Source organism: Pseudomonas sp. PDM05 (genome assembly GCF_014851685.1).
In the GTDB taxonomy this organism is placed as follows: domain Bacteria; phylum Pseudomonadota; class Gammaproteobacteria; order Pseudomonadales; family Pseudomonadaceae; genus Aquipseudomonas.
Genome location: NZ_JACVAC010000001.1, coordinates 672,781 through 697,579 on the forward strand (window position 1 = coordinate 672,781; position 24,799 = coordinate 697,579).

Consider the following 24,799-nt stretch of genomic DNA (forward strand, 5'->3'; position numbering starts at 1 on the left):
CGCCTTCGCGAGCAAGCCCGCTCCCACACAAGCCCGCTCCCACATTTAGTTCGGTGTTATCAGATCAAGATCAAGCAGCGCCGAGCCCAGGCACTTGCCATGGGCATCCAACGCCAGCGAGCGGGTTACACCGCCGCGCAAGATCCCCGGCAACACAAAGTTCAGCGCCTGCACATTCGGCAACTCATAACGCCGCACCGGCGCCGCACCCGGCGGCAGCAACCCTGCAAAGAACTGCGCCACGCGCTCAGCCGTCAGCTGCTCACAGAGCAGCGGATAATCCTCGGCCCGATACGCAATGATCGAAATGTTCGACGTGTCGCCCTTATCCCCGGTGCGGGAATGGGCCAGTCTCTGCAACTTCATGCTTCAATCCTCGGGTTGACTGCGTCACGGGGCAGCAGCAGCGACGCCACCGCCACCACTTGCCGCACACTTTTGCTCGCGCCACCGCCGCCGGACGGGCCGTTGGTGTAGAGGGTTTCCACTTCATTACCGACCCGCACCGCTTCGCTGCGCGCCTCACAGCGGGCGGCCACGCGCAGGCGCACCTCCCAAGGCTCGACGCTGCTGCGCGGGCCGTGCAGCGAGTCCATGCCGATCAGCTCGGCGCGTACGTCCTGCATCTTTACGCCCATCAACTCCAGGCGCTTGAGGACGACAGCCCGAGCCAACTCTGCACGTGCGACCGCGCCAGGGCCGCCGTAGGACATCTGCCCTTCGCCAATCCAACCGTCCAGATAGCCGACGCTGACTTTCAATTGCTCGGGACGCGCGCGGCCACCGGCGCCCTGGGCACGCACGCGGTCAACGCCCTCCTCGACAAACCCCACCCGGGAAAAATCCGCGGTCACATCCGGCGTCAGGTATGCCGCCGGGTCATGCACTTCATAGATCAATTGTTCGGTGCAGGTGGCGCGGCTGACCCGCCCACCGGAGCCGCCAACCTTGGTGATCACTGCTTCACCGTCCGCATCGATCTCGGCCAACGGGAAACCCAGGCGCGCCAGGTCGTCCACATCCTTGAAGCCCGGATCGGCAAAATACCCGCCGCTGACTTGCCCGGCACACTCCAGCAAATGCCCGACCAGGGTGCCGCGCCCCAGGCGTTGCCAATCGTCCGCGGCCCAGCCGAATTCGAACATCTGCGGCGCCAGGAACAGCGACGGGTCGGCCACACGCCCGGTGATCACCACATCGGCCTCGGCACGCAGCGCATCCAGGATGCCTTCGACGCCCAGGTAGGCATTCGCGGAGATCAGCCGATCGCCCAAGGCACCAACCGTCTGGCCGTTATCCAGCAAAGAACCGGGCAGCAACACGTCCAACACGTCGTCGCCAACCACGGCGACCACCTTGAGTTCCAGGCCCAGCTCGCGGGCAATACGCCGCACTTCAAGCGCCGCGGACACGGGATTGGCAGCGCCCATATTGGTGATCACCCGCAGGCGACGCCCGCTCTTGTCGCCGACAAACGGCAACACGCGACGCATGCGCTCACTCAACAGCGGGTCATAACCGCCTTCGGGGTCGCTGATCCGCGCTTGTTGCGCCAGGGCGATGGTGCGTTCGGCCAGGCACTCGAATACCAGGTAATCCAGGTCGCCCTGCTCGGCCAACTCGACGGCAGGTTCGATACGGTCGCCGGAATAGCCGGCGCCGGAACCGATGCGCAAGGTTTTCATCTCAAATCACTCCCAGGAGCAGCGCAGTCAGGGTCATCAACACCGACGCGGCAAACAGAAACGGAATGGTGAAGCGCTGGTGATCGGCCAATTCGATCTTGCACAGGCCCACCAACAGGAAGGTCGCGGGGGTCAGCGGGCTGACCGGGAAGCCGGTGGTATGCACACCAAGCAATGAGGCCTGGGCCACTTGCAGCGGGTCGACGCCCAGGGCCTTGCCCACTTCGGCGATCACCGGCATCACGCCGAAATAGTAGGAATCGGGGTCAAACAGCATGCTCAACGGCATGGAGATGAAACCGACCACGGCCGGGATCAACTTGCCGTGGCCCGCCGGAATCTGCGCCACCGCCACTTCGGCAATCGCCTTGAGCATGCCGGTGCCTTGCATGATGCCGGTGAACACCCCGGCGGCGAGCAGGATGCTGGCCATGGTCAGCGCGGTCTTGGCATGCGCATCGATACGGGCGCGCTGGGCGTCCACGTTCGGGTAGTTGATGCACAGCGCCACCACGGTGCCGAGCATGAACATCACCACCGGATCGACCCAGCCGGCGATCATCACCACCATCACCAGCACGGTGAGCATCAGGTTGACCCAGAACAGACGCGGGCGGCGCAGCTTGATGTCATCCTCGCTGAGCACCCGTTGCGGCATGGCATCGACGCGGGTGCCGGCGCCCAGGCCCAGGCGTTTTTCTTCCCGGCGGCCGAGCCACCAGGCACAGGCGAACACAAAGATCAGGCCGACGATCTGCACCGGGATCAGCGGCTGGAACAGGTCCGCGACGGGCACATGCAAAGCAGCGGACGAGCGCAGCACCGGGCCGGTCCAGGGCAGGAAGTTGACCCCGGCAGCCATCGCGCAAACACAGGCGAGAATACGTTTATCGATGCCCAGCCGCGTATACAGCGGCAGCATCGCCGGTACCGTCACCAGGAAGGTCACCGCGCCGGAACCGTCCAGATGCACCAATAAAGCGAGGGTCGCGGTGCCGACGACAATCCGCGTAGGACGTGTGCCGACGGTGCGCAGGATGCGGTCGATGATCGGGTCAAGCATGCCGGCGTCGGTCATGATCCCGAAAAACAGGATCGCAAACACAAACATGCCCACCACGGGGGCGACGTTCTTGATACCGGTAATGATGAAGGCACTGGTTTGCAGGCCGAACCCACCGAGCAGTGCGGCAATGATCGGCAAGGCGATCAGGGCCACCAGTGGCGAGAGGCGTTTGCTCATGACGGCAGCGAGCAGGCACAGGATGGTAATGACACCCAGGGTAGCGAGCATGGGTTACTCCAGAGCGGCCTTGTTGGCCGGTTATTGTTTTCCCTGGAGTATTGGAAGCAGGTTAGTCTTTGTAAATTGGAATATTCAGCCGAGCACATTCGGAAAAACAAAATGAAGAACAGTATCCAACATATTCAAGCGTTCCTCGCGGTGGCCCGCACCGGCAGCTTTACCAAGGCGGCCAACGAGCTGCACCTGTCACCGTCGGCGCTGACCGTGCAGGTGCAACAGCTGGAAGACTGGCTCGGCGTCGCCCTGCTCGACCGCAGCCCGCGTCACGTGAGCATCACGGCCGCCGGCGAGGAAGCGCGCGGACCGATGGAAAAGCTGCTGCTGGACCTGGATAACATCGTCACCGGCTCCCGCGACCTTGCCGCCCTGCGCCGAGGCGTGGTCACCATCGCCGCCCTGCCCTCCGTCTGCGCTGGCGCCCTGCCGCCAGTGCTGCGCCTGTTTCGCGAGCGGTTTGCCGGGATCGAAGTGCGCCTGCATGACCTGGTGGCCCATCGCATTCATGCCCAGGTGCGCTCCGGCGAGGTGGATTTCGGCATCGGCGTGCGCGCGCGACTCAGCCACGGCCTAGCGTTCGTCCCCGTCCTGAATGATCGTTTGTGTGCCTTTGTGCCGCTGGATCATCCCCTCACCCGCCATCGCCAGCTGACCCTGGAGCAACTGGCGGACCAACCGATCATCCTCACCGGCCGCGACAGCAGCGTGCGTGAGCAGGTAGACGCGTTGTTCGATGAAACGCGGCTGACGATGAACGCGGGAATGGAGGCCAACTACATGTCGACGGTGTTGGCGCTGGTGCGCCAGGGGTTGGGGATCAGCGTGCTGCCGGAGTCGGCGGCGGACAGCCTGGAGGGGTTGAAGCGGATCAACATCGATCATCCTGGGGTGAATCGGGAGATCGGCTTGATCAGTCGCAGCGGGATCGGTTTGAGCCCTGCGGCACGGCGCTGTTTCGATATGCTCAATGAAACATTACCTGACACACCGCAGAGCTAAATGTGGGAGCGGGCTTGCTCGCGAATGCGGTGTATCAGTGACAGATATAGTGCCTGACACTCCGCTTTCGCGAGCAAGCCCGCTCCCACATTTTTACCTCATTGTCAGTCCAGCATCGTCACATGTCTTGGATGGCTGGCCACTCGCGCCAGCCACGCCTGCACCGCCGGATACGGCGTCAGATCAAACCCACCCTCATGCGCCACATGCGTGTAGGCATACAACGCAATATCGGCAATCGAATACTGCTCACCCACCAGGTACGGCGTGGCTTGCAACTGCCGCTCCATAACCTTCAACGCTTTGTGGCCGCGCTTGTGGCAGGTTTTGTATTCCTCCAGGCGATCCTCCGGCATGTTCAGGTAGAACTGGATAAACCGCGCCACCGCGATGTACGGCTCATGGCTGTACTGCTCGAAAAACTGCCACTGCAACACCTGGGTGCGCAAACGCGGTTCCGTCGGCAGGAATTCGCTGCCGTCGGCGAGGAAGTTGAGGATCGCGTTGGATTCCCACAGGCAGGTGCCGTCTTCCAGTTCCAGTACCGGGATCTTGCCGTTGGGGTTCTTGGCCAGGAACTCAGCGGTCTGGGTATCGCCGTTGAGGATGTCCACATCGATCCATTGGTACGGGAGGCCCAACAGGTTGAGCATCAATTTGATCTTGTAGCAGTTGCCCGATTTGTAATCGCCATAAACCTTGTACATGGGGCTCCCCTTATGCCGCTTGCGCGTGCTGTGCTTGACGGACCACCGCGGCCAGGCGCTTGAGGCCTTCATCCAGGCGGGCCGGGTCGATATGGCTGAAATTGAGGCGCAATGAACCCAGGTGTTGGTCGGGCTCGGAGAAGAACGGTTCACCGGGCATGAACGCGACGTCCTGATCCAACGCTTGCGCCAACAAGGTGCGGGTGTCGAGCGGCTGTTTCAAGGTCAGCCAGAAGAATAATCCGCCCTGGGGCACTTGCCAGTCGGCGAGGTCGGCGAAATGGCGCTCCAGCGCAGCCTGGAAAGCGTCGCGGCGCTCGCGGTAGAAACTGCGCAGTTGCTCCAGATGCTGCTGGTATTTTGGCGTGCCGATCCACTGCATCGCCTGCCATTGGCCGACGCGGTTGGTGTGCAGGTCGGCCGACTGCTTGAGCTTGAGCAGGTGCGGGAACAGGTCCGGGCTGGCGATCAGGTAACCGACACGCAGGCCCGGCAACAGGGTCTTGGACACGGTGCCGGTGTAGATCCAACTGGCTTTTTTCAGGCGCCCGACGATGGGTTTGGCGCTGCCGCCGTCGAAGCTCAGTTCGCGGTACGGCTCGTCTTCGATCAGGGTCACACCGAACTCATCGAGCAACGCGGCGACCGCTTCGCGCTTGGCTTCGCTGTAGCGTACGGCCGACGGGTTCTGGAAGGTCGGGATCAGGTAGATGAACGCCGGACGATGGCGTTCGAGGTTGGCGCGCAGGGTGCTCAAGTCGGGGCCGTCGGCTTCCAACGGGACGCTGAGGCAGTCGGCGCCGAACAGCTGGAAGATCTGCAACGCGGCCAGGTAGGTCGGGCCCTCCAACAGGATCGGTGTGCCTTTGTCGATGTACAACTTGGCCGCCAGGTCCAGGGTTTGCTGCGAGCCGCTGACCACCAGCACCTGGCTGGCCTGGCACGGCACGCCCAAGGCCCGTGCTTGGGCGGCGAGCAATTCACGCAGCTGCGGTTCGCCTTCGCTCATGCCGTATTGGCCAATGTTCGACGGCATGTCATCCCAGTTCAGCGCCGGCAGCATGGCTTCGGCCGGCAGGCCACCGGCGAACGACATTACTTGCGGGCGCTGGGCTGCCGCGAGGATTTCACGGATCAAGGAGCTTTTGAGGCGCGTAACACGTTCAGAGAAGGCCATGGGGTCACCGGTAGCGAAGACTGTGGGAAATACGTCAAACTGGTTGACCGAAATTACGACAGCGCCCACGGATACGTCAATATGCTTGACCTTAAAAACCCCACCGCCCAGCAGGAAGCCATGCAAGCGTTCTTCTTCGGTTACCAGGCGTTTACCGCCAAGGCCGACGAAATGCTCGAACGCCGGGGCCTGAGCCGGGTGCACCAGCGCATTGTGTTTTTTATCGCGCGTTACCCGACCTTGAGCGTGAAAGAACTGCTGGAACTGCTCGGCGTGAGCAAACAGGCGCTGAACATGCCGCTGCGCCAATTGCAGGAAATGCACCTGGTGCACAGCGTTGCGTCCGCGACCGACAAGCGCAAACGCTTGCTGGAATTGAGCGAGGAAGGCCTGCGTTTCGAGCAGTCGTTGCGCCGCGAACAGGTGAAGCTGCTGCAACGCGCGTTCAGTGAAGCCGGTGAAGAAGCGGTGGCCGGATGGTTGGCCGTAAACCAGGCATTGAGTGCGGCGAACTAGCCCAGCGCAAAGCTATTCGAAAACATTATTTGCTTTCTTTGTATACAAAAGCATAATTCGCCTCGTGCGAGTTCCTGACCTATCGGTCAACAAAACCCGCCAGTACCTCAAAGCGCTGTTGCCCACATCTGTGACCGGCGCTGGAAATAACAATAAAACTCTTGAGGAGTACTCGCTGTGGATAGCCGCAAATCCGAAGCCCCTACGCTGGACGTCGCCCCGCCCACCAACAGCTGGCTAGAACGCCTGTTCAAACTCAGCTTGCATGGCACCACAGTGAGGACCGAGTTGATCGCCGGTCTCACCACCTTCATCACCATGGCCTACATCATCTTCGTCAACCCCAACATCATGGCCGACGCCGGCATCGACCATGGCGCGGCATTTGTCGCCACCTGCATCGCCGCCGCGCTCGGTTGCCTGTTGATGGGCCTGTACGCGAACTGGCCGGTAGGCCTGGCGCCGGGCATGGGCTTGAATGCGTTTTTCACCTACACCGTGGTCGGCACCATGGGCTACACCTGGGAAACCGCGCTGGGTGCGGTGTTTATCTCGGGCGTGCTGTTCATGGGCCTGACGCTGTCGCGGGTGCGTGAGTGGCTGCTCAACAGCATCCCTGTGAGCCTGCGCCACGCCATGGGTGCCGGTGTCGGGCTGTTCCTCGGGGTGATCGGCCTGAAAACCGCCGGGATCATCGTCGACAGCCCGGCCACGCTGATCAAGCTCGGCTCGCTGCACGAACCGGCACCGCTACTGGCGGCCGTGTGTTTCCTGCTGATCGCGATCCTCAGCTACCACCGCGTGTTCGGCGCAATCCTGATCAGCATCATCGCCGTGACCCTGGCCGGTTGGGGCCTGGGCCTGGTGCATTACAACGGCATGATCTCCACCCCACCGAGCCTGGCGCCGACCTGGATGGCCATGGACGTAAAAGGTGTATTCAATGTCAGCATGATTAGCGTTGTATTTGCCTTTCTTTTTGTACACATGTTCGACACTGCAGGTACACTGATGGGCGTCGCGCAACGCGCCGGACTGGTCAATGCCGATGGCAAGATCGATAACCTGTCCCGTGCGCTGAAAGCCGACAGTGCGTCCAGCGTGTTTGGCGCCATGGTCGGTGTGCCGCCGGTGACCAGCTACGTGGAAAGTGCCGCCGGTGTTGCCGCGGGAGGCCGAACCGGGCTGACCGCCGTGACCGTGGGCATCCTGTTTGTGGCAGCGATGTTTTTCGCGCCACTGGCCGGCATGATTCCCGCGTATGCCACCGCCGGTGCGCTGATCTACGTGGCGATGCTGATGATGGCGAGCATGGCCCATATCAATTGGGACGAAGCCACCGACAGCATTCCGGCGATTGTCACGGCGATCATGATGCCGCTGACCTTCTCGGTGGCCGACGGCATCGCCCTGGGCTTTATCACGTACGTGGCGCTCAAGGCGGGCACCGGCAAGTACCGCGAGATTTCCGTCAGCCTGTGGGTGCTGTGCGCGATCTTTATTGCCAAATTCATATTTCTATAAAAGGAACACATGATGAACCTGGAAACCTGGCTACTGTTCAGCGGCGCGGCATTGGTGGTGATCCTGATCCCGGGGCCGCTGTCACTGTTGATGATCAGCAACAGTCTGAACTACGGCCTGCGCCGTTCGTATCCAGCGTTTCTCGGTGGGGTGTTTGCCTCGATCTGCCTGCTCAGCGCCTCGGCCCTGGGGCTGGGCGCGCTGTTGCTGGCCTCCGAGCAACTGTTCAGCGCCCTGAAGATCGTCGGCGCGGCGTACCTGTTCTACCTCGCCTGGCAGAGCTGGCAGCAGTCGCGGCAACCGGCCCAGGGTGCCGAAGTACCGCAACTGGCCGCCGTACCGCGCTTTCGCACACTGTTCGGGCGTGCCTTTGTGCTGGGCGCCAGCAACCCAAAGGACATCCTGTTCTTCGCCGCGTTCCTGCCGCAATTTCTCAGCAGCCAGCAGCCGTTCCTGCCACAGCTGCTGATCATGATTGCCACCTGGACCCTGCTCGACCTGCTCTGCAAGCTGGCCTACGGTCTCGGCGCACACGGAGCGGCCCGGTATCTGCGCAGCGGCAGCGGCCAGGGCTGGTTCAACCGGGTCAGTGCCGCTTTTTTTGGTAGCGCGGGCGTTGCTGCCTTGCTCCGGGCATAACGTTGCCGAACCGGACGAAATACACCGAAGGGTCACGCCTGGGCGTCCATTGCACACCGGCAATGATCTTCACCAGGCGCCCTTCTCTCATCGCCGCAGCGATCGGCGCATGGGCAGCAGCGATGGGTGTGGTGAAAAATCGTTGCCGGAACCATTCATCGGTCATTTGAATGCCCACGCGGGCCTTTAGATCCAGCGAGCTGCCACTCGACCAGCGCGTCATGACGAAATACACCGTGTCGGATTGTGGGTGCGTGCAGTAGAAATCCGATGCCAGCAAGGCGCCGGGACGTTTTTCCACCCTGTGCAAACTGAACCCCATCTGCTCAAGGTGCCTTCGAACCTGGCCCTGGGCCAAGTGACGTCGCTCGCTCAGATTGTGCTGCGTCGCGACTTGCAATGAAGCCTCGGGGGCCTGTGGCAAATGGAAGTCCAGGCGATCAAACCCTGGGGTCAGGCCTTCGTCGCCAATGAAGATACTGGTTCTGGTCGAGCTCTCGATGGGTCGCAACAGCCTCAACAAATCGTCCGTCTGCCCAACGGCCGACGGGGCCAGCCATTTGTCGAGTGTCGCCCTGAGATCGAACCACTGGGTGGCGGTCAGCGTGCTGCGGCTGGAGTCCGACAGATGCAGCAGACGCTCCAGCAGAAAATGCCGACTGCCACGGGTCATCAAGGGAAAGGCCCGGTTCAACGACGCCGACACCGGTTCCGTAAACAACCCTTGATGCAACGTCCACACGCCATTGGCCCCCAGGGTCGCCGGGATCGGTTGGTGTGCAATGCCGGGCCCGGTCCAGTAGTACACGTCGATCGAGGCCGGGTGGACCACGGCATGGTTGGGCGTGATGAACACCAGGCGCTGCGACACCCCCTCCTGCGCCTCGGGCAATAGCCGGTAATAACGAGTTCCCAGCCTCAACACGCTGAAGGCCTGGTCGGGCGTCGCGCTGGACACGGTAAAGATATTTCTTGGCGGGGTTGCTTCAACCAACGTCATTTCCGTCACGAACCCCCACGCCTGCCAACCGCCAGGCGCCTCTGGCGATTGACGTATCACTTGTTCCAGCAACGCTTGCGCGGGTCGGGCCCATTCAGTGGCAGCCGAAGACGAAGCCCAAGGTCGCCACGGGGCTGCACTGGGGCCTGGCTGCGGCTGCGGCGCATCGGCGCCCAGCAGCCACTCTCGCGGCTCATCGATGTACAGGATCAATTCATCCTGGCCGTCAGCTTGCTGGTTTCTGAAACGCAGCACCTGCTCATCCTTGCGCCGGTAGACCGGGTAGCGCTCGCTATCGATAACCACAAACTGCTCACCGTCCGTGATGTAGCTGCCTCTGTTCCCCGGGCCGTGCAACCGCAGCGCATCACTGGGCAAGCCATCTTTCCTGTAACGCTCCAACAGCTTCAGCGGCCTGGGCATTGATCGCTTCAGGCCCGTCAGTGCCGGGCGCTGCGAAAAGCGCACCATGGCATTGCGCATCGTCGCCCGTGCGGTCGCGGAGCCGGCGCTGGACAACCCCTTGGGGCCAGGCACCAATGCCGTCAGCACATCGACAAAGGCGATCAACGTCAAAAAGGCCACGTCCACCGCCACCTTGGGATCGCCACTGTGGTGATAGTGCCGTGCGGCCAGCAGCAGCTCGTACACACTGATCCCTACGCCAATCAACGGAATAAACGACAGTACACCGCGCACCAGCGCCGAGCGCTGCTCACCCAGGCGCCGCTCGCGATACTCCGCCAAGGCCTGGGCGGAGCGGGCACTGGCCTGGCTACGATGCTGGATTTCAAACAACCGCGCATGTACCAGCAGCGCCACTGCATGGCTGTGGTCAGTGACGGCGATGTCCAGCCAACGTGGCGCAACCGCCTGGATCTGCTCGCGAATCTGCGCCTCGATCTCCTCCGGCAACACGGACGCCACGCGATGCTGCACCTTGAACGAACGCACAAATCGGGCAACGGCCTCGCCTATCGTCAAGATAAAAAGGCCCTTCATGCGCAATCGCCTAAAGGTGCCCCGCGCCGATTCGGTTGACGGCGGCGCCCCGGGATAACTGGCCAACGCCTCGTGCGCCCAGCCAGGTGCAACCTGGCGCGCCAGCACCTTGATCGGCGCGGGCAAAGCACAGTCGCGGTTGAGGCTGTCCCTCATGGCATCCCAGTCCGGGTATTCGCTGATCACTGGAAACCCCTGCGCCGCCGGCCAATACACCACGCAGCGTTGCGATACCCGGTCAAACAACACCAGCATCCCGGCAATGTGCCGGTCATGCTCAAGGGTGTAGCCCACCAACCGGACGAAACACAGTTGCACGCAATGACCGTTGCGCGTCAGGTCGTCGGGGACGCGGGCGGCGATGGCGGTATTGAACAGACTGCGCCCCTGGGGGCTCAGGCCTTGCTGTTCGGCCGAAAACAGCTGCCATCGTGCGTGCTGCCGAACGACCCGGTAGCTGAGTGCAGGGCAAAGGCCAGGGTTGTCCGACTCCGGGTAAAACACCTGGCGGATGCGTGCTTCGTAATGCCCGCCGATGTCCAGGGCGGACAGGGTCTTGATCAGGTAGCGCACGCTCAGGCGGTCTTTCCAGGCGGGGTCCAGATAGCGGGCACGGTTCAGCCGCCACTCGGTCCATGGCGCCTGGGGGTCAAGGTTATGCAGGGCCAATTGCAGCAGGCTGTAGGTGCTGCGTTGCACGCTCACGACCTTTTTCACGTGCCGGTCACCCACCGCGCACTGGCTCGACAAGCCACAAAAATGCGCGCTGACATCGTCGGGAATATCGAACAATGGGCGGTCGACATCCAGTTGCGGATAGAAGCCATCCAGGGTCAGCTGTGCGATCAGTCGCTCGCGGGCAAAATCTTCCAACTCTGGCAGCAGGCTCCAGAGTTTTTCCTCAAACGCCACGGCGCTGGTCAGGTAGTGGTTTTGCAAATGCCGGTAGCGCTGGCGCAGGGTTGCGGTGGCGGTGCCGAGCCATGCCGGCAGTTTTTTCGCCTGTGTCGCGGCAACGCGCAACAACTGTACATTGGCCAATGCCAGCATTCGGGCGTCGTCCACCGGCACCTGCACATGTTCGCGCAGCTCATCGGCCAGCAACAGCCGAGCCAGGGCGGGGTCGCTGACCTCGCTGTACAGCCGGACCTTGTCATCGAGTTGCGCGGCGAGCCGGGCATACAGTTTGACCAGCCCATTGAAGCCTTCATGCAGGACATTGCCCGTGACCGGCGCGTAGGTCACTTCCACCCCCGCTGCGCGCAGGGCACGCTGATCCCGCGCAACGCTGCACCACAACGGCGATCGGTCAGGGCTTTGCAGGCTGGCCTGCAGGCTGTGGCTCAAGTCAGCCAGGCAATTGAACGCCGACATCCCACCGTGCGCACCGCCCACCACCAGCAATACCGGCTGTTGCCGCGTGGGACGGCTGTGCCCCTTGCGCGTGGTCACCACAAACACATCGTGCAACGGCACGCCGCGGTCTGCTTCGCGCCCCACTCGGATACGCAACACACACGCGTCACTGTCGGTGCGTTGGCCGGCCAGGGGAGTCTCCAGCACATCGACGAGGCACTGCTGATGCGCCGCACTGATCAGTTGTGCACGTCGCAGCAACTCGGCTTCGGCAAGCAGCGCCTGGCGCCGGGCCTCAAGCATCAGGGTCGCCCGCTTGCGGGTGCCGTCCGGGCGCTCCAGCCAGAATGCGGGGTCGAAAGCACGCTCGGGCGCAACCTCGGCCCACTGCCGCACGCGTTCGCGCTGCACCTGCCAGCGCGCTTGCAGGGCCACAAATGCCAGATAGGGTTCCGTGTCTTTTGCCAGGTCCTGGCTATCGAGCAACGCGAACAGGCCTTTTTCATGACGGCGCACCCGGTGTTCGCGAGCGGCCAGTGAAAGCCCCGGGCTAAAGCGCCCCAACATGACCTGCGCCGCCTGCCGCTGCCCGTCCCATTTCAACAAGGCCGCCATTGACGGCACCAGGCGCGGCTCGCCCACCAAGTGCTTGCGGGCCTTTTCGATCTGGACAAGAAAGCGACGGGGCTGGGGCGGTGCTTGCCCAGATGCGGCGACCGCGCGGTGATTGATCGTCAGGGCGCATGCCAGCTCGTTGTGCCACTGCCCGTCCAGCAGCGCCAATGCACTGTGGGCCAACGCGTCGTCATGCACGATCGGGCCCTGTTCAAGGACGGCGTCGCGCCGCCGCAGCGCCAGGCACTGCCACAACAGGGTGAACAAGCGCCCCTGCAGCAACGCCCCCACTCCTTGCTGCATCTGCGTCCAGGACTGATATTCATAAAACCCACGCGCCAGGCCGGGCAGATAGGCGACGTGCAGCGATCCCCGTGAAACATACAGCGCCCCCGGAACCGCCAGCGCCGCCTGGTTGGTCCCCGGCCAGAACAACTGACGTACCTGCATCCCCGTCCATTCGCCACCGGCAAGCCGCCGCGCCTGGGGGGTGGGCGCGTCCGCCAATTGCCGGACCATGGCAAACGCCGGTTCCGACAACTCATACAACTGACACGCGATAAACGCCTGGTCGGCAAACTGCGCCGCATACAACTGCACCCAACGCTCGCGCCGCGTAAGCCAGGAACCATAGGCCAGGCGACTCCAGTACGCCGCCACGCCCTGGTGGAACCGTTCCAGCAAACCCAACGCCTTGACCTTCTCCAGTACCTGGAAGGGGGTATAGGGCAGTTTTCTCGCGCTGTCGTCCTTGACGCTCAACTGGGTGAATTGGTTGATATTGGCCGGTATGAATGGATCGACCAGCAAGGCCAATGCACGCTCGGTGAGGCTATTGACCTGGCCCGGCTCGGTAAACAAGAGGTGATCGGGGTTCAGGGCGAAGGCATCCTGCAATGCCATCCGCACCATCCGTGAAATACGCGGCGCACGCGCGATCAAGCGCTTGAGCCCTTTGCCGGTTGCGGCGCAGCGCGCCTGGGCCGCGTGCAACTGATTGATCAGCCTGCCGGGCTCGCCAACGGCATTGATCCGCCGGGTCAGCAGCGTCTGAACATATTCTTCAGGTTGAGCGTCGATAAGGTTGCTCATGGCTGGCTCCTGTCCACACAAAAGCCCAGCCTAAGCAGCTTGCTGCGCGCAGTGCTTTACATACTTGCCGCGCCTTTGAGCAGACGAAAAAAAGCCCGCAGTGTGGGCGGGCAAAAAACCAACGAAGAGCTTTGGGGGTGTGAAGCGAGGTGACGCTAGCTACCGCGATAGGTGGAGTAGCTATAGGGCGAAATCAGCAGCGGGACATGGTAGTGATCCTGTTCGGCGCTGATGCCGAAGCGCAGCACCACCACGTCTAAAAAGGCCGGTTCCGGCAATGGCACGCCACGGGCGCGATAGTAGTCGCCGGCGTTGAATTGCAGTTGGTACACACCGCTGCGGTAGTCGTCGCCTTGCAGCAGAGGTGCGTCGCAGCGGCCGTCGCTGTTGGTCAAGGTAGTGGCGACCAGTTCCAGCTGCGCGCCTTCGACGCGGTACAGCTCAACCTTGATCGCGCTGCCGGGGCAACCGTGTGCGGCATCCAAAACGTGTGTGGTCAAACGTCCCATGGCGTCTACGCGCCTCCCGAAGTCAGTAGAAGAGAGATCCGCACTTTTTCAGGGCAGCGAAAAAGCCGGCGATGACTGATTAAGACACTTTTCAAAAAAATTGTACACAATAAAAATCACAAACCTTGCGATCCACCCGCGCTCATTGCTTGTGCAGGCGATTGACCTGTGATCCTTGCTTTTAAACGACCTTTTGTCCATTAGCTGACCAACTGGGCAAGTTTCTTGCTACACCCTTTACACAGAGGCCTGCGGAAAAAATGCAGAAATGTAGGCTTACAAAGTGACAGATAAGTTGTATACAATCACTCATCGCTGTGACGCCACCCAGTCATTTCGCTGCCCGGCCGCCACATGAATGATCACGAACAAGAAGGAAGACTGCAGTGAGCGCTGACTACCCACGCGACCTGATCGGTTACGGCAGTAACCCTCCTCACCCCCACTGGCCGGGCAAGGCACGCATTGCGTTGTCTTTCGTACTCAACTACGAGGAAGGCGGTGAGCGCAACATTTTGCACGGCGACAAGGAGTCCGAAGCGTTCCTCTCGGAAATGGTCTCGGCCCAGCCGCTGCAAGGCGCACGCAACATGAGCATGGAGTCGCTGTACGAATACGGCAGCCGTGCCGGCGTATGGCGCATCCTCAAGCTGTTCAAAGAATTCGATATTCCGCTGACCATCTTCGCCGTGGCCATGGCCGCCCAGCGTCACCCGGATGTAATCCGCGCGATGGTCGAGGCCGGCCACGAAATCTGCAGCCACGGCTACCGCTGGATCGACTACCAGTACATGGACGAGGCCCAGGAGCGCGAGCACATGCTCGAAGCGATCCGCATCCTCACCGAACTGACCGGCGAACGCCCGCTGGGCTGGTACACCGGGCGCACCGGCCCGAACACACGCCGGCTGGTGATGGAGGAAGGCGGCTTCCTCTACGACTGCGACACGTACGACGACGACCTGCCCTATTGGGAACCAAGCAACCCCACCGGCAAGCCGCACCTGGTGATCCCCTATACCCTCGACACCAACGACATGCGCTTCACCCAGGTGCAGGGTTTCAACAAGGGCGATGACTTCTTCGAATACCTCAAGGACGCGTTCGACGTGCTCTACGCCGAAGGCTTGGATGCCCCGAAGATGCTCTCCATCGGCCTGCATTGCCGCCTGATCGGCCGTCCTGCCCGCCTGGCCGCGTTGAAGCGCTTTATCGAATACGTCAAAGGTCACGAACAGGTGTGGTTCACCCGCCGCGTCGATATTGCCCGCCACTGGCATGAAACCCACCCGTTCAAGGGAGCGGCCAAATGACTGCGTTCAAGACCCTGAAACCCTCGACCCTGAGCCGCGACGCATTCGTCGAGGCCTTCGCCGACATCTACGAACATTCGCCATGGGTGGCCGAAAAGGCCTTCGACCTGGGCCAGGACCCTTCGATCGACGAGATCGAAACCCTGCACCAGCGCATGAGCGACATCCTGTTGAGCGCCGATCATGCCAGCCAGCTGGCCCTGATCAACGCTCACCCGGACCTGGCCGGCAAAGCCGCCGTCCAGGGCCAACTGACCCAAGCCAGCACCGATGAGCAAGCTGGCGCGGGGATTCACCAATGCACGGCCGAAGAGTTTTCTCGCTTCACCGAGCTGAACGACGCCTACAAGGCCAAGTTCAAGTTTCCCTTCATCATGGCGGTAAAAGGCAGCAACCGGCACCAGATCCTGGCCGCGTTCGAAACGCGCATTCACAACTCGGTGCAAGCCGAGTTCCAATGCGCTTTGGCCGAGATCAACAAGATCGCGTTGTTCCGTTTACTGACCCTTTAAAGCAACCCTGGCCCGAGCGCTCATGACGCCCAGGGCCGGGCAAGCATCCCAAGCCACTCTATCTAAGGCAGACAAGAAGAATGAAAGCTTACGCCGTACCTTTCGAGAAGTTCGTCAACCTGGCCGACGCCCGCCTGGGCACCAAGATCATCTCCGTGACCGATGACTGGTTCGCCGACGCCAACCGCCTGTTCCAGCCGACCCCGGCCGTGTGGAAGGAGGGCGTTTTCGATGACAACGGCAAGTGGATGGACGGCTGGGAGTCACGCCGCAAGCGCTTCGAAGGCTACGACAGCGCGGTGATCCGCCTGGGCGTGCCGGGCTCGATCAAGGGCGTGGACATCGACACTTCATTCTTCACCGGCAACTTCCCGCCATCGGCCTCCCTGGAAGCCTGCTTCCTCGCCTCGGGCGAGCCAGACGCCAACACCCAGTGGGTGGAAGTGCTGTCGGCCGTCGAGCTGCAAGGCAACAGCCACCACTACCACGAGATCAGCAACGACCAGGCGTTCAGCCACCTGCGTTTCAACATCTACCCGGATGGTGGCGTGGCCCGTCTGCGCGTGTACGGCGTGCCGTTCCGCGACTGGTCGTCGGTAGGCGACAACGAACAGGTCGACCTGGCTGCCGCCCTCAACGGTGGTCGTGCCCTGGCCTGCTCCGATGAACACTTCGGCCGCATGAGCAACATCCTCAACCCGGGCCGTGGCATCAACATGGGCGACGGCTGGGAAACCGCACGTCGTCGTACGCCAGGCAATGACTGGGTCATCGTCGCGCTGGGCCATCCGGGCGAGATCGAGAAAATCATCGTCGACACCCTGCACTTCAAGGGCAACTACCCGGACACCTGCTCCATCCAGGGCGCGTTCGTGAAAGGCGGCACCGACAGCCAGATCGAAACCCAATCGCTGTTCTGGCGCGAACTGCTGCCGGCGCAGAAGCTGGAAATGCACGCTGAACACAGCTTCGCTGAGCAGATCAAGGCACTGGGCCCGATTACCCACATCCGCCTGAATGTGTTCCCGGATGGTGGCGTGAGCCGCCTGCGCGTTCTCGGCAAGGTCGCTAAATAAGCGGTGAGTCCATTCGCGAGCAAGCCCGCTCCCACATTTGAAATGCATTCCCCTGTGGGAGCGGGCTTGCCCGCGATGGCGGCAGAACAAACAACACAACATTCGGATAAGAAGACAGCCATGCGCACATTAGTGATCGAACCCCTGACCAAAGAAGCCTTCGCCCCTTTCGGAGACGTTATCGAAACCTCTGGCCGCGACCACTTCATGATCAACAACGGGTCGACCATGCGCTTTCACAAATTGGCCACGGTCGAAACCGCTGCGCCGGAAGACCACGCCATCATCAGCATCTTCCGCGCCGACGCGCAGGACATGCCGCTGACCGTGTGCATGCTGGAACGACACCCGCTGGGCAGCCAGGCTTTCATTCCGCTGCTCGGCAACCCCTTTCTGATCGTGGTCGCGCCACTTGGCGATGAACCTGTATCGGGCTTGGTCCGCGCCTTCGTCACCAACGGCAGGCAGGGCATTAATTACCATCGCGGCGTCTGGCACCACCCGGTGCTGACGATCGAAAAGCGGGATGACTTCCTGGTGGTTGATCGCAGTGGCACAGGCAATAACTGCGATGAGCATTTTTTCAAAGAGGATGAGCGGTTGATCCTCGCCCCCCACCAATAAGAGAAGGCTTGATCACCCGACAACAAGGGTGACAGGCGAGAGGTAAAGACTGTGGAAGCACATCTGTTGGAATGGCTGAACCTTAGCGTGCGCTGGGTTCACATGATCACTGGCGTCGCGTGGATCGGCGCTTCTTTCTACTTCGTCTGGCTGGAAAACAACCTCAATCGCGTCAACCCCAAGAACGGCCTGGCCGGTGACTTGTGGGCGATCCACGGTGGCGGCATCTACCACCTGGAAAAATACAAACTGGCCCCACCGACCATGCCGGACAACCTGCACTGGTTCAAATGGGAAGCCTATTTCACCTGGATGTCGGGCGTCGCGCTGCTGTGCGTGGTGTTCTACCTCAACCCGACGCTGTACCTGCTTGCCCCCGGCAGCAGCCTCAGCGGCACCGAAGGCGTATTGCTGGGCATCGGCTCACTGTTCGCCGGCTGGTTCATCTACTCCTTCCTCTGCGACTCGGCCCTGGGCAAACGCCCTGCCCTGCTCGGCTTCATCCTGTTTGTGCTGTTGATTGCAGCGGCCTATGGCTTCAGCAAGGTGTTCAGCGGCCGTGGCGCCTACCTGCACGTGGGTGCAATCATCGGCACCATCATGGTCGGCAACGTGTTCCGCATTATCATGCCGGCGCAACGCGCCTTGGTAGCGGCCATCGCCGAGAACCGCACGCCGGACCCGGCACTGCCGGCCAAGGGCCTGCTGCGTTCGCGTCACAACAACTACTTCACCTTGCCGGTGCTGTTCATCATGATCAGCAACCACTTCCCGAGCACCTACGGCAGCCAATACAACTGGCTGATCCTGGCGGGTATCGCGGTGGCGGCGGTGTTGGTGCGGCACTACTTCAACACCCGGCATGACAGCCAGAAGTACGCGTGGACCCTGCCGGTCGGCGCATTGGCGATGATCAGCCTGGCGTACGTGACCGGTCCCAAGCCGGTGGCTGAAGTCGCCAAAGCCCCCGCGGCCATCGAGTACCAGCCATTGCCGGAAACGGCGTTGGGCGGTGGCTTGAAACCCGCTGCGCCCGCCCCTGCTCCTGCTGCCGAACCGGCACCCGCCCAGGCCACGATTGATTTCGACAAGGTCCACGGGGTGATCCAGGAACGCTGCGCCGTGTGCCATTCGGCCAAGCCCACCAGCCCGCTGTTCAGCACCGCACCGGCGGGGGTGATGTTTGATACGCCAGCACAGATCCAGCAGCAGGCCGCGCGCATCCAAGCGCAGGCCGTGGCCAGCCAGATCATGCCGCTGGGCAACATCACCCAGATGACCCAGCAGGAGCGGGATTTGATTGGCACCTGGATCAATCAGGGGGCTCGCACAAATTAACTGATTGATGCAAATCCAAATGTGGGAGCGGGCTTGCTCGCGAAAACGGTGTGTCATTCAACCAAGCATTGACTGAACGACCGCATTCGCGAGCAAGCCCGCTCCCACAGGGGATTGGCAGTGTTTGAAAGATCGCGCTCCAAATGGCAATTGAATGCCAAACAACACAACAATAAAAAAGATCCGAGGTGTTGCATGACCGAGTTAGCCGAACCGCAGATTCCTGCCGCACCCGCCATGGTGCGGCTGCCCCTCTTGCAACTGATTCTGGTAGGCCTGCAACACGTCTTGCTGATGTACGGCGGCGCCGTCGCCGTCCCCCTGATCATTGGCCAGGCCGCCGGGCTGAGCCGTGAAGAAATCGCCTTCCTGATCAACGCCGACCTGCTGGTGGCCGGTATCGCCACCATGGTGCAGTCGTTCGGCATCGGCCCGGTGGGCATCCGCATGCCCGTGATGATGGGCGCCAGTTTCGCCGCCGTCGGCAGCATGGTCGCCATGGCCGGCATGCCCGGTATCGGCCTGCAGGGGATCTTTGGCGCGACCATCGCCGCCGGGTTCTTTGGCATGATCATCGCGCCGTTCATGTCCAAGGTCGTACGCTTTTTCCCGCCATTGGTCACCGGCACCGTCATCACGGCGATCGGCCTGTCGTTGTTTCCGGTGGCCGTGAACTGGGCCGGTGGCGGCAGTGCGGCGGCCACCTTCGGCTCGCCGATCTACCTGGCGATTGCTGCGCTGGTGCTGGGTACCATCCTGCTGATCAACCGCTTCATGCGCGGCTTCTGGGTGAATATCTCGGTGCTGATTGGCATGGGCCTGGGCTACATGCTGTGCGGCCTGCTCGGCATGGTCGACCTCAGCGGCCTGGCCCAGGCGCCGTGGGTGCAGGTGGTCACGCCGCTGCATTTCGGCATGCCCAGGTTCGAGCTGGCACCGATCCTGTCGATGTGCCTGGTGGTGGTGATCATCTTTGTCGAATCCACCGGGATGTTCCTGGCGCTGGGCAAGATCACCGGTCAGGACGTCACCCCGAAGATGCTGCGCCGTGGCCTGTTGTGTGATGCCGGTGCGTCATTTTTTGCCGGGTTCTTCAACACGTTTACCCACTCCTCCTTCGCGCAGAACATCGGCCTGGTGCAGATGACCGGCGTGCGTTGCCGCTCGGTGACGATCATGGCCGGGGCCTTCCTGATTGTGCTCAGCCTGCTGCCCAAGGCTGCATACCTGGTGGCGTCGATCCCGCCGGCGGTACTGGGCGGCGCGGCAATTGCGATGTTCGGCATGGTCGCGGCCACCGGGATCAAGATCCTCCAGGAAGCCGACATCGCCGACCGGCGCAACCAGTTGCTGGTGGCGGTGAGCATCGGCATGGGCCTGATCCCGGTGGTGCGTCCCGAGTTTTTCGCGCAACTGCCGCTGTGGATGAGCCCGATTACCCACAGTGGCATTGCCATGGCCACCCTCAGCGCGTTGTCGCTGAACATCCTGTTCAACATCCTCGGCGGTGCTGAACGACCTGCTGTCGAGCATGCCCACACCTGAGGCATGCCCCATCGTCGCCCGGTGCGCGCTGTAACGGCGCACTTGAGCGCAGACGTGGGAGCCAGTATTCTCCGCGCCCGCTTAAATCGACGGTTTCTTACCGCCTTGGCGCGGCTTTTGCTGTAGCAATAAAGCTGACCAATCAGACGAGTTTTTCAGCGAATCCAAAGGCGCCACACCAGAGCGCCCCTTAGAAAAAAACATAAAACCTTAACTCGGGAGCACCGAATGAAACCTATGTTCAAAGGCCTGATGCTGGCGGGATCGCTGCTGGCCGGTGGCCAAGCCATGGCCGGCGATTTGTTGCAGTGGCAGAACAACAGCCTGACCTACCTGTGGGGCAAGAACTTCACCGTCAACCCGCAGATCCAGCAGACCGTCACGTTCGAACATGCCGACGCGTGGAAATACGGCGACAACTTCCTGTTCGTCGACCGCATCTTTTACAACGGCAAGGAAGACGGCAACGTCGGCCCGAGCACCTACTACGGCGAGATCAGCCCACGCTTGTCGTTCGGCAAGATCTTTGACCAGGACCTGTCCTTCGGCCCGATCAAGGATGTGCTGCTGGCCTTCACCTACGAGTTCGGCGAAGGCGACAACGAGTCGTACCTGCTCGGCCCAGGCTTCGACCTGAACGTGCCGGGCTTCGACTACTTCCAGCTGAACTTCTACCAGCGCCAGACCGAAGGCAATCGCGCGGGTGACGGCGTTTGGCAGATCACCCCGGTGTGGGCATACACCATCCCGGTGGGCAACTCCGACGTGCTGATCGACGGTTTCATGGACTGGGTGGTGGACAACGACAAGAACGCCCGCGGCACTTACCACGCCAACCTGCACTTCAACCCGCAGGTCAAATATGACCTGGGCAAGGCGATGAACTGGGGCGCGAAGCAGTTGTATGTCGGTTTCGAATACGACTACTGGAAGAACAAGTACGGGATCGAAGATTCCGGTGCGTTCAAGACCAACCAGGACACCGCGAGCTTCCTGGTCAAGTACCACTTTTAACTGGCGGTGCCAGTCTCCTGTGGGAGCTGGCTTGTGTGGGAGCGGGCTTGCTCGCGAATGCGGTAGGTCAGTCGAAATACCTGTGACTGACACACCGTCTTCGCGAGCAAGCCCGCTCCCACCCCAACCCTGCCCACATTCAGTCTGGTGTGAGGCCCAAAAACTTCGACAGTTCCTCGCGCTTGGCCAACGCATCCTGGCGCCCCAACTCGATCAATTCGCTGCAATACCCCGCCTCGAACAGCAAGTAGCTCAACACGCCTGCCCCGCTCGTCTTGGTCGCCCCCGGCCCACGCAAGAACAATCGCAACGCCGCCGGCAACTCCTGGCGATGCCGTGCCGCGATTTCATCAATCGGCTGGCTCGGCGCGATCACCAGCACCTCCACCGGCGCCAAGCCCCGGGCCGCGCTGTCGGCCGGCTGGAAATGACTGAACTGGTTAAGGCGTTCGAGCAATTCGATGTCGCTTTCCAGGCTGTCAATGAACGTGCTGTTGAGCATATGCCCGCCGATCTGCGCCAGGGTCGGCTGCTGGCCGGTGAAGGTACGCTGCACCGCCGGCTCGTTGCCGCGCGGGTTGCCGCTGACACCGACCACCAGCACGCGGCTGGCGCCCAGGTGCAGCGCCGGGCTGATGGGCGCGGATTGGCGCACGGCGCCGTCACCGAAATATTCCTCGTCGAGTTTGACCGGGGCGAACAACAGCGGGATCGCCGAGCTGGCCAGCAAGTGCTCTACGGACAGCTGGGTGGGCACGCCGATACGTCGGTGGCGCAACCAGGCATCAATGGTGCCGCCGCCCTGATAGAAGGTCACCGCTTGCCCGGATTCGTAGCCAAACGCCGTGATCGCCACGGCATGCAGGTGTTTGTTGCGGATGGCTTCGTCGATGCCGGCCAGGTGCAGCTTGTCCTTGAGCAGCGCCTTGAGCGGCGTACTGTTGAGCAGCGCTACCGGCACTTGCGCGCCCAGCCCCAGCAGGCTGTGAATAAAGAAGCGGCTCGCCTGGCGAATCACCCCCGGCCAGTCACTGCGCAACACCAGATGGCTGCGAAAGCCCTGCCAGAAGGCGGTCAGGCGTTGGATCGCCGCAGTGAAGTCCATGGCGCCACTGGCCAGGCTCACCGCATTGATCGCCCCGGCCGAGGTGCCGACAATCACCGGGAACGGATTGGGCGCCCCCGGCGGCAACAGCTCGGCAATCGCCGCCAATACCCCTACCTGATACGCCGCTCGCGCCCCGCCGCCGGAAAGAATCAAGCCTGTAACCGGTTCAGCTGGGCGCATCGCGTCACTCCATGTGGGGAAAGGTCAGTCTTATTTTGTGGCGAGGGCGCTTGCTCCGTCGCCACAAGTGCTCTCACGTCTTATCGACGGCGTTTTTCGTACAGCTTCGGCTCACCCGGCGGACGACTCTTGAACCGACGGTGGGTCCACAGGTACTGCTCGGGGCATTGGCGTACCGAGGCTTCGACCCACTGGTTGATACGCAGGCAATCGGCTTCATCGCTTTCACCCGGGAAGTCGGTCAACGGCGGATGGATCACCAGTCGGTAACCGCTGCCATCGGCCAGGCGCTCCTGGGTGAATGGCACCACCAGCGCCTTGCCCAGCTTGGCGAATTTGCTGGTGGCCGGCACGGTAGCGGCCTGGATGCCGAACAGCGGCACAAAGATGCTTTGCTTGGCGCCGTAGTCCTGGTCTGGCGCATACCAGATGGCACGGCCGGCGCGCAGCAGCTTGAGCATGCCGCGCACGTCTTCACGTTCGATGGCCAGCGAGTCGAGGTTGTGACGCTCGCGGCCACGGCGCTGGATAAAGTCGAACATCGGGTTGCCGTGTTCGCGGTACATGCCATCAATGGTGTGCTTCTGCCCCAGCAGCGCGGCGCCGATTTCCAGGGTGGTGAAGTGCAGGGCCATGAGGATCACGCCCTTGCCGTCCAGTTGGGCTTGCTTGAGATGCTCCAGCCCTTCGACATGGGCCAGGCGCGCCAGGCGCTGGCGCGACCACCACCAGCTCATGGCCATTTCAAAAAAGGCGATGCCGGTGGAGGCGAAGTTTTCCTTGAGCAACTGCTTACGCTCTTTGGCGGACTTTTCCGGAAAGCACAGTTCCAGGTTTCGCGCGGCGATACGGCGACGTTCGCCGGCCACACGGTACATTCCCGCACCCAGAATGCGACCAATGGTCAGCAGCGCACGGTACGGCAATTGGGTGACCAGCCACAGCAGGCCGAGCCCCAGCCATAACAGCCAGAAACGGGGGTGAAAAAATACAGCTCGAAAACGCGGGCGATCCATTACAGATTCCGGTAAAGACAGGGCCGCGCATTCTACAACGGTTCGACTCGGCTTGCGGCCAGTGGATGTTCTCGTTATAAGTCTCGACACTTTTCGTGACAAGCCGCTTTATGCCGACCATGAGCCAAACCGAACCGCTAGACCAAGATCCCGTGTTCCAGCTGAAAGGCAGCATGCTCGCCATCACCGTGCTGGAACTGGCGCGCAACGACCTCGACGCCCTGGACCGCCAGCTCGCCGCCAAGGTCGCCATGGCGCCGAACTTTTTCAACAATGCCCCGCTGGTGCTGGCCCTGGACAAACTCCCGGCCGGCCAGGGCGTTATCGATTTGCCCGGCCTGATGCGCGTGTGCCGCTCCCATGGCCTACGCACCCTGGCGATCCGTGCCAGCCGCATCGAAGACATTGCCGCAGCCATCGCCATTGAACTGCCAGTACTGCCACCGTCCGGCGCACGGGAGCGTCCGCTGGAACCATTGGTCAGTGAAGAGAAGAAAAAACCGGAAAAACCGCCAGAGCCGACGATCAAGCCTACAAAGATCATCACCTCGCCCGTACGGGGCGGGCAGCAGATTTACGCCGAGGGCAGCGACCTTGTGGTGATCGCTTCGGTCAGTCCCGGGGCGGAACTTCTCGCCGATGGCAACATCCATGTATACGGCCCGATGCGCGGCCGTGCCCTGGCCGGCATCAAGGGTGATACCAAGGCCCGGATTTTTTGCCAGCAGTTGACCGCTGAGCTAGTGTCCATCGCGGGCCGGTACAAGGTTTCCGAAGATTTGCGCCGCGATCCACTGTGGGGGGCCGGGGTGCAGGTCAGCCTGTCGGGCGATGTGTTGAACATCATCCGGCTTTAACGGATACTGCCGCATTTTCCAAGCATCTCTAGACTCTGATAGCACAGCGAAACCGGCAATACTTGTGTAGGAACATCTGAAGGCTGGCGTTT

At 61.8% G+C, this 24,799-nt stretch carries 21 protein-coding genes; 12 read left to right on the forward strand and 9 right to left on the reverse strand.

Annotated features, from left to right (window positions below):
- Positions 1 to 45: 45 nt before the first annotated feature.
- The 3 genes from IB241_RS03265 to IB241_RS03275 are packed head-to-tail and all read right to left on the reverse strand — an operon-like array spanning position 46 to position 2,979.
- Positions 46 to 366: a hypothetical protein gene (locus tag IB241_RS03265; protein WP_192296931.1), complete on the reverse strand. Its 321-nt coding sequence runs from the start codon at positions 364 to 366 to the stop codon at positions 46 to 48.
- Positions 363 to 1,685 carry an acyclic terpene utilization AtuA family protein gene (locus IB241_RS03270; protein ID WP_192296932.1) on the reverse strand — a complete coding sequence of 441 codons (1,323 nt, stop codon included), beginning with the start codon at positions 1,683 to 1,685 and terminating at the stop codon, positions 363 to 365. The genes IB241_RS03265 and IB241_RS03270 overlap by 4 nt, the downstream gene beginning before the upstream one ends.
- A 1-nt stretch (position 1,686) precedes the next feature.
- Positions 1,687 to 2,979, reverse strand: a complete 1,293-nt coding sequence (locus IB241_RS03275; RefSeq protein WP_192296933.1) for a CitMHS family transporter — start codon at positions 2,977 to 2,979, stop codon at positions 1,687 to 1,689.
- 111 nt (positions 2,980 to 3,090) lie between these two features.
- On the opposite strand from IB241_RS03275, the gene IB241_RS03280 reads away from it, so the two are divergent.
- The gene (locus IB241_RS03280; RefSeq protein ID WP_192296934.1) at positions 3,091 to 3,987 is read left to right on the forward strand and encodes a LysR family transcriptional regulator; all 897 of its coding nucleotides are present in this window, start codon (positions 3,091 to 3,093) and stop codon (positions 3,985 to 3,987) included.
- 104 nt (positions 3,988 to 4,091) lie between these two features.
- Here the strand turns inward: IB241_RS03280 and IB241_RS03285 are convergent, their stop codons facing one another.
- Together IB241_RS03285 and IB241_RS03290 are read right to left on the reverse strand one after the other, a co-directional pair.
- A complete protein-coding gene (locus tag IB241_RS03285) occupies positions 4,092 to 4,694 on the reverse strand; it encodes a glutathione S-transferase family protein (protein WP_192296935.1) in 603 nt (200 codons plus the stop codon).
- 10 nt (positions 4,695 to 4,704) lie between these two features.
- Positions 4,705 to 5,871 (reverse strand): PLP-dependent aminotransferase family protein, encoded by a 1,167-nt coding sequence (locus tag IB241_RS03290; protein WP_192296936.1) that lies wholly within the window; start codon positions 5,869 to 5,871, stop codon positions 4,705 to 4,707.
- A gap of 81 nt (positions 5,872 to 5,952) precedes the next feature.
- Here IB241_RS03290 and IB241_RS03295 point away from each other — a divergent pair, with 81 nt between their 5' ends.
- The 3 genes from IB241_RS03295 to IB241_RS03305 all read left to right on the forward strand — a co-directional run bounded on the left by IB241_RS03295 (position 5,953) and on the right by IB241_RS03305 (position 8,550).
- The gene (locus IB241_RS03295) at positions 5,953 to 6,387 is read left to right on the forward strand and encodes a MarR family winged helix-turn-helix transcriptional regulator (protein ID WP_192296937.1); all 435 of its coding nucleotides are present in this window, start codon (positions 5,953 to 5,955) and stop codon (positions 6,385 to 6,387) included.
- A gap of 177 nt (positions 6,388 to 6,564) precedes the next feature.
- The gene (locus IB241_RS03300) at positions 6,565 to 7,911 is read left to right on the forward strand and encodes an NCS2 family permease (RefSeq protein WP_192296938.1); all 1,347 of its coding nucleotides are present in this window, start codon (positions 6,565 to 6,567) and stop codon (positions 7,909 to 7,911) included.
- Between the two features lie 12 nt (positions 7,912 to 7,923).
- Positions 7,924 to 8,550, forward strand: coding sequence for a LysE family translocator (locus IB241_RS03305; protein ID WP_124529494.1), 627 nt, complete (start codon positions 7,924 to 7,926; stop codon positions 8,548 to 8,550).
- On the opposite strand, the gene IB241_RS03310 is transcribed toward IB241_RS03305, so the two are convergent.
- Together IB241_RS03310 and uraH are read right to left on the reverse strand one after the other, a co-directional pair.
- Entirely contained in the window at positions 8,498 to 13,615 is a 5,118-nt protein-coding gene (locus tag IB241_RS03310) for a dermonecrotic toxin domain-containing protein (RefSeq protein ID WP_192296939.1), read from the reverse strand. The genes IB241_RS03305 and IB241_RS03310 overlap by 53 nt on opposite strands.
- Positions 13,616 to 13,770: 155 nt before the next feature.
- Entirely contained in the window at positions 13,771 to 14,124 is a 354-nt protein-coding gene (gene uraH, locus IB241_RS03315; RefSeq protein ID WP_192296940.1) for a hydroxyisourate hydrolase, read from the reverse strand.
- Between the two features lie 386 nt (positions 14,125 to 14,510).
- Here uraH and puuE point away from each other — a divergent pair, with 386 nt between their 5' ends.
- The 7 genes from puuE to IB241_RS03350 all read left to right on the forward strand — a co-directional run bounded on the left by puuE (position 14,511) and on the right by IB241_RS03350 (position 21,546).
- The gene (puuE, locus tag IB241_RS03320; RefSeq protein ID WP_192296941.1) at positions 14,511 to 15,437 is read left to right on the forward strand and encodes an allantoinase PuuE; all 927 of its coding nucleotides are present in this window, start codon (positions 14,511 to 14,513) and stop codon (positions 15,435 to 15,437) included.
- Positions 15,434 to 15,949, forward strand: a complete 516-nt coding sequence (gene uraD, locus IB241_RS03325; protein WP_192296942.1) for a 2-oxo-4-hydroxy-4-carboxy-5-ureidoimidazoline decarboxylase — start codon at positions 15,434 to 15,436, stop codon at positions 15,947 to 15,949. Before puuE ends, uraD begins: the two co-directional genes overlap by 4 nt.
- Positions 15,950 to 16,029: 80 nt before the next feature.
- Positions 16,030 to 17,025: an allantoicase gene (alc, locus tag IB241_RS03330; protein ID WP_192296943.1), complete on the forward strand. Its 996-nt coding sequence runs from the start codon at positions 16,030 to 16,032 to the stop codon at positions 17,023 to 17,025.
- 120 nt (positions 17,026 to 17,145) lie between these two features.
- Positions 17,146 to 17,649 carry an ureidoglycolate lyase gene (locus IB241_RS03335; protein ID WP_192296944.1) on the forward strand — a complete coding sequence of 168 codons (504 nt, stop codon included), beginning with the start codon at positions 17,146 to 17,148 and terminating at the stop codon, positions 17,647 to 17,649.
- Between the two features lie 51 nt (positions 17,650 to 17,700).
- The gene (locus IB241_RS03340) at positions 17,701 to 18,987 is read left to right on the forward strand and encodes a urate hydroxylase PuuD (protein ID WP_192296945.1); all 1,287 of its coding nucleotides are present in this window, start codon (positions 17,701 to 17,703) and stop codon (positions 18,985 to 18,987) included.
- Positions 18,988 to 19,182: 195 nt separating this feature from the next.
- On the forward strand, positions 19,183 to 20,532 hold the full coding sequence (locus IB241_RS03345) for a nucleobase:cation symporter-2 family protein (protein WP_192296946.1): 1,350 nt from the start codon (positions 19,183 to 19,185) through the stop codon (positions 20,530 to 20,532).
- A gap of 228 nt (positions 20,533 to 20,760) precedes the next feature.
- Positions 20,761 to 21,546, forward strand: a complete 786-nt coding sequence (locus tag IB241_RS03350) for an outer membrane protein OmpK (RefSeq protein ID WP_192296947.1) — start codon at positions 20,761 to 20,763, stop codon at positions 21,544 to 21,546.
- 139 nt (positions 21,547 to 21,685) lie between these two features.
- On the opposite strand, the gene IB241_RS03355 is transcribed toward IB241_RS03350, so the two are convergent.
- Both IB241_RS03355 and IB241_RS03360 read right to left on the reverse strand, forming a co-directional pair.
- Entirely contained in the window at positions 21,686 to 22,834 is a 1,149-nt protein-coding gene (locus IB241_RS03355) for a patatin-like phospholipase family protein (RefSeq protein WP_192296948.1), read from the reverse strand.
- A gap of 80 nt (positions 22,835 to 22,914) precedes the next feature.
- A complete protein-coding gene (locus IB241_RS03360; RefSeq protein WP_192296949.1) occupies positions 22,915 to 23,850 on the reverse strand; it encodes a lipid A biosynthesis lauroyl acyltransferase in 936 nt (311 codons plus the stop codon).
- A gap of 119 nt (positions 23,851 to 23,969) precedes the next feature.
- Here IB241_RS03360 and minC point away from each other — a divergent pair, with 119 nt between their 5' ends.
- Positions 23,970 to 24,707: a septum site-determining protein MinC gene (minC, locus tag IB241_RS03365; RefSeq protein WP_192297237.1), complete on the forward strand. Its 738-nt coding sequence runs from the start codon at positions 23,970 to 23,972 to the stop codon at positions 24,705 to 24,707.
- Positions 24,708 to 24,799 lie beyond the last annotated feature (92 nt).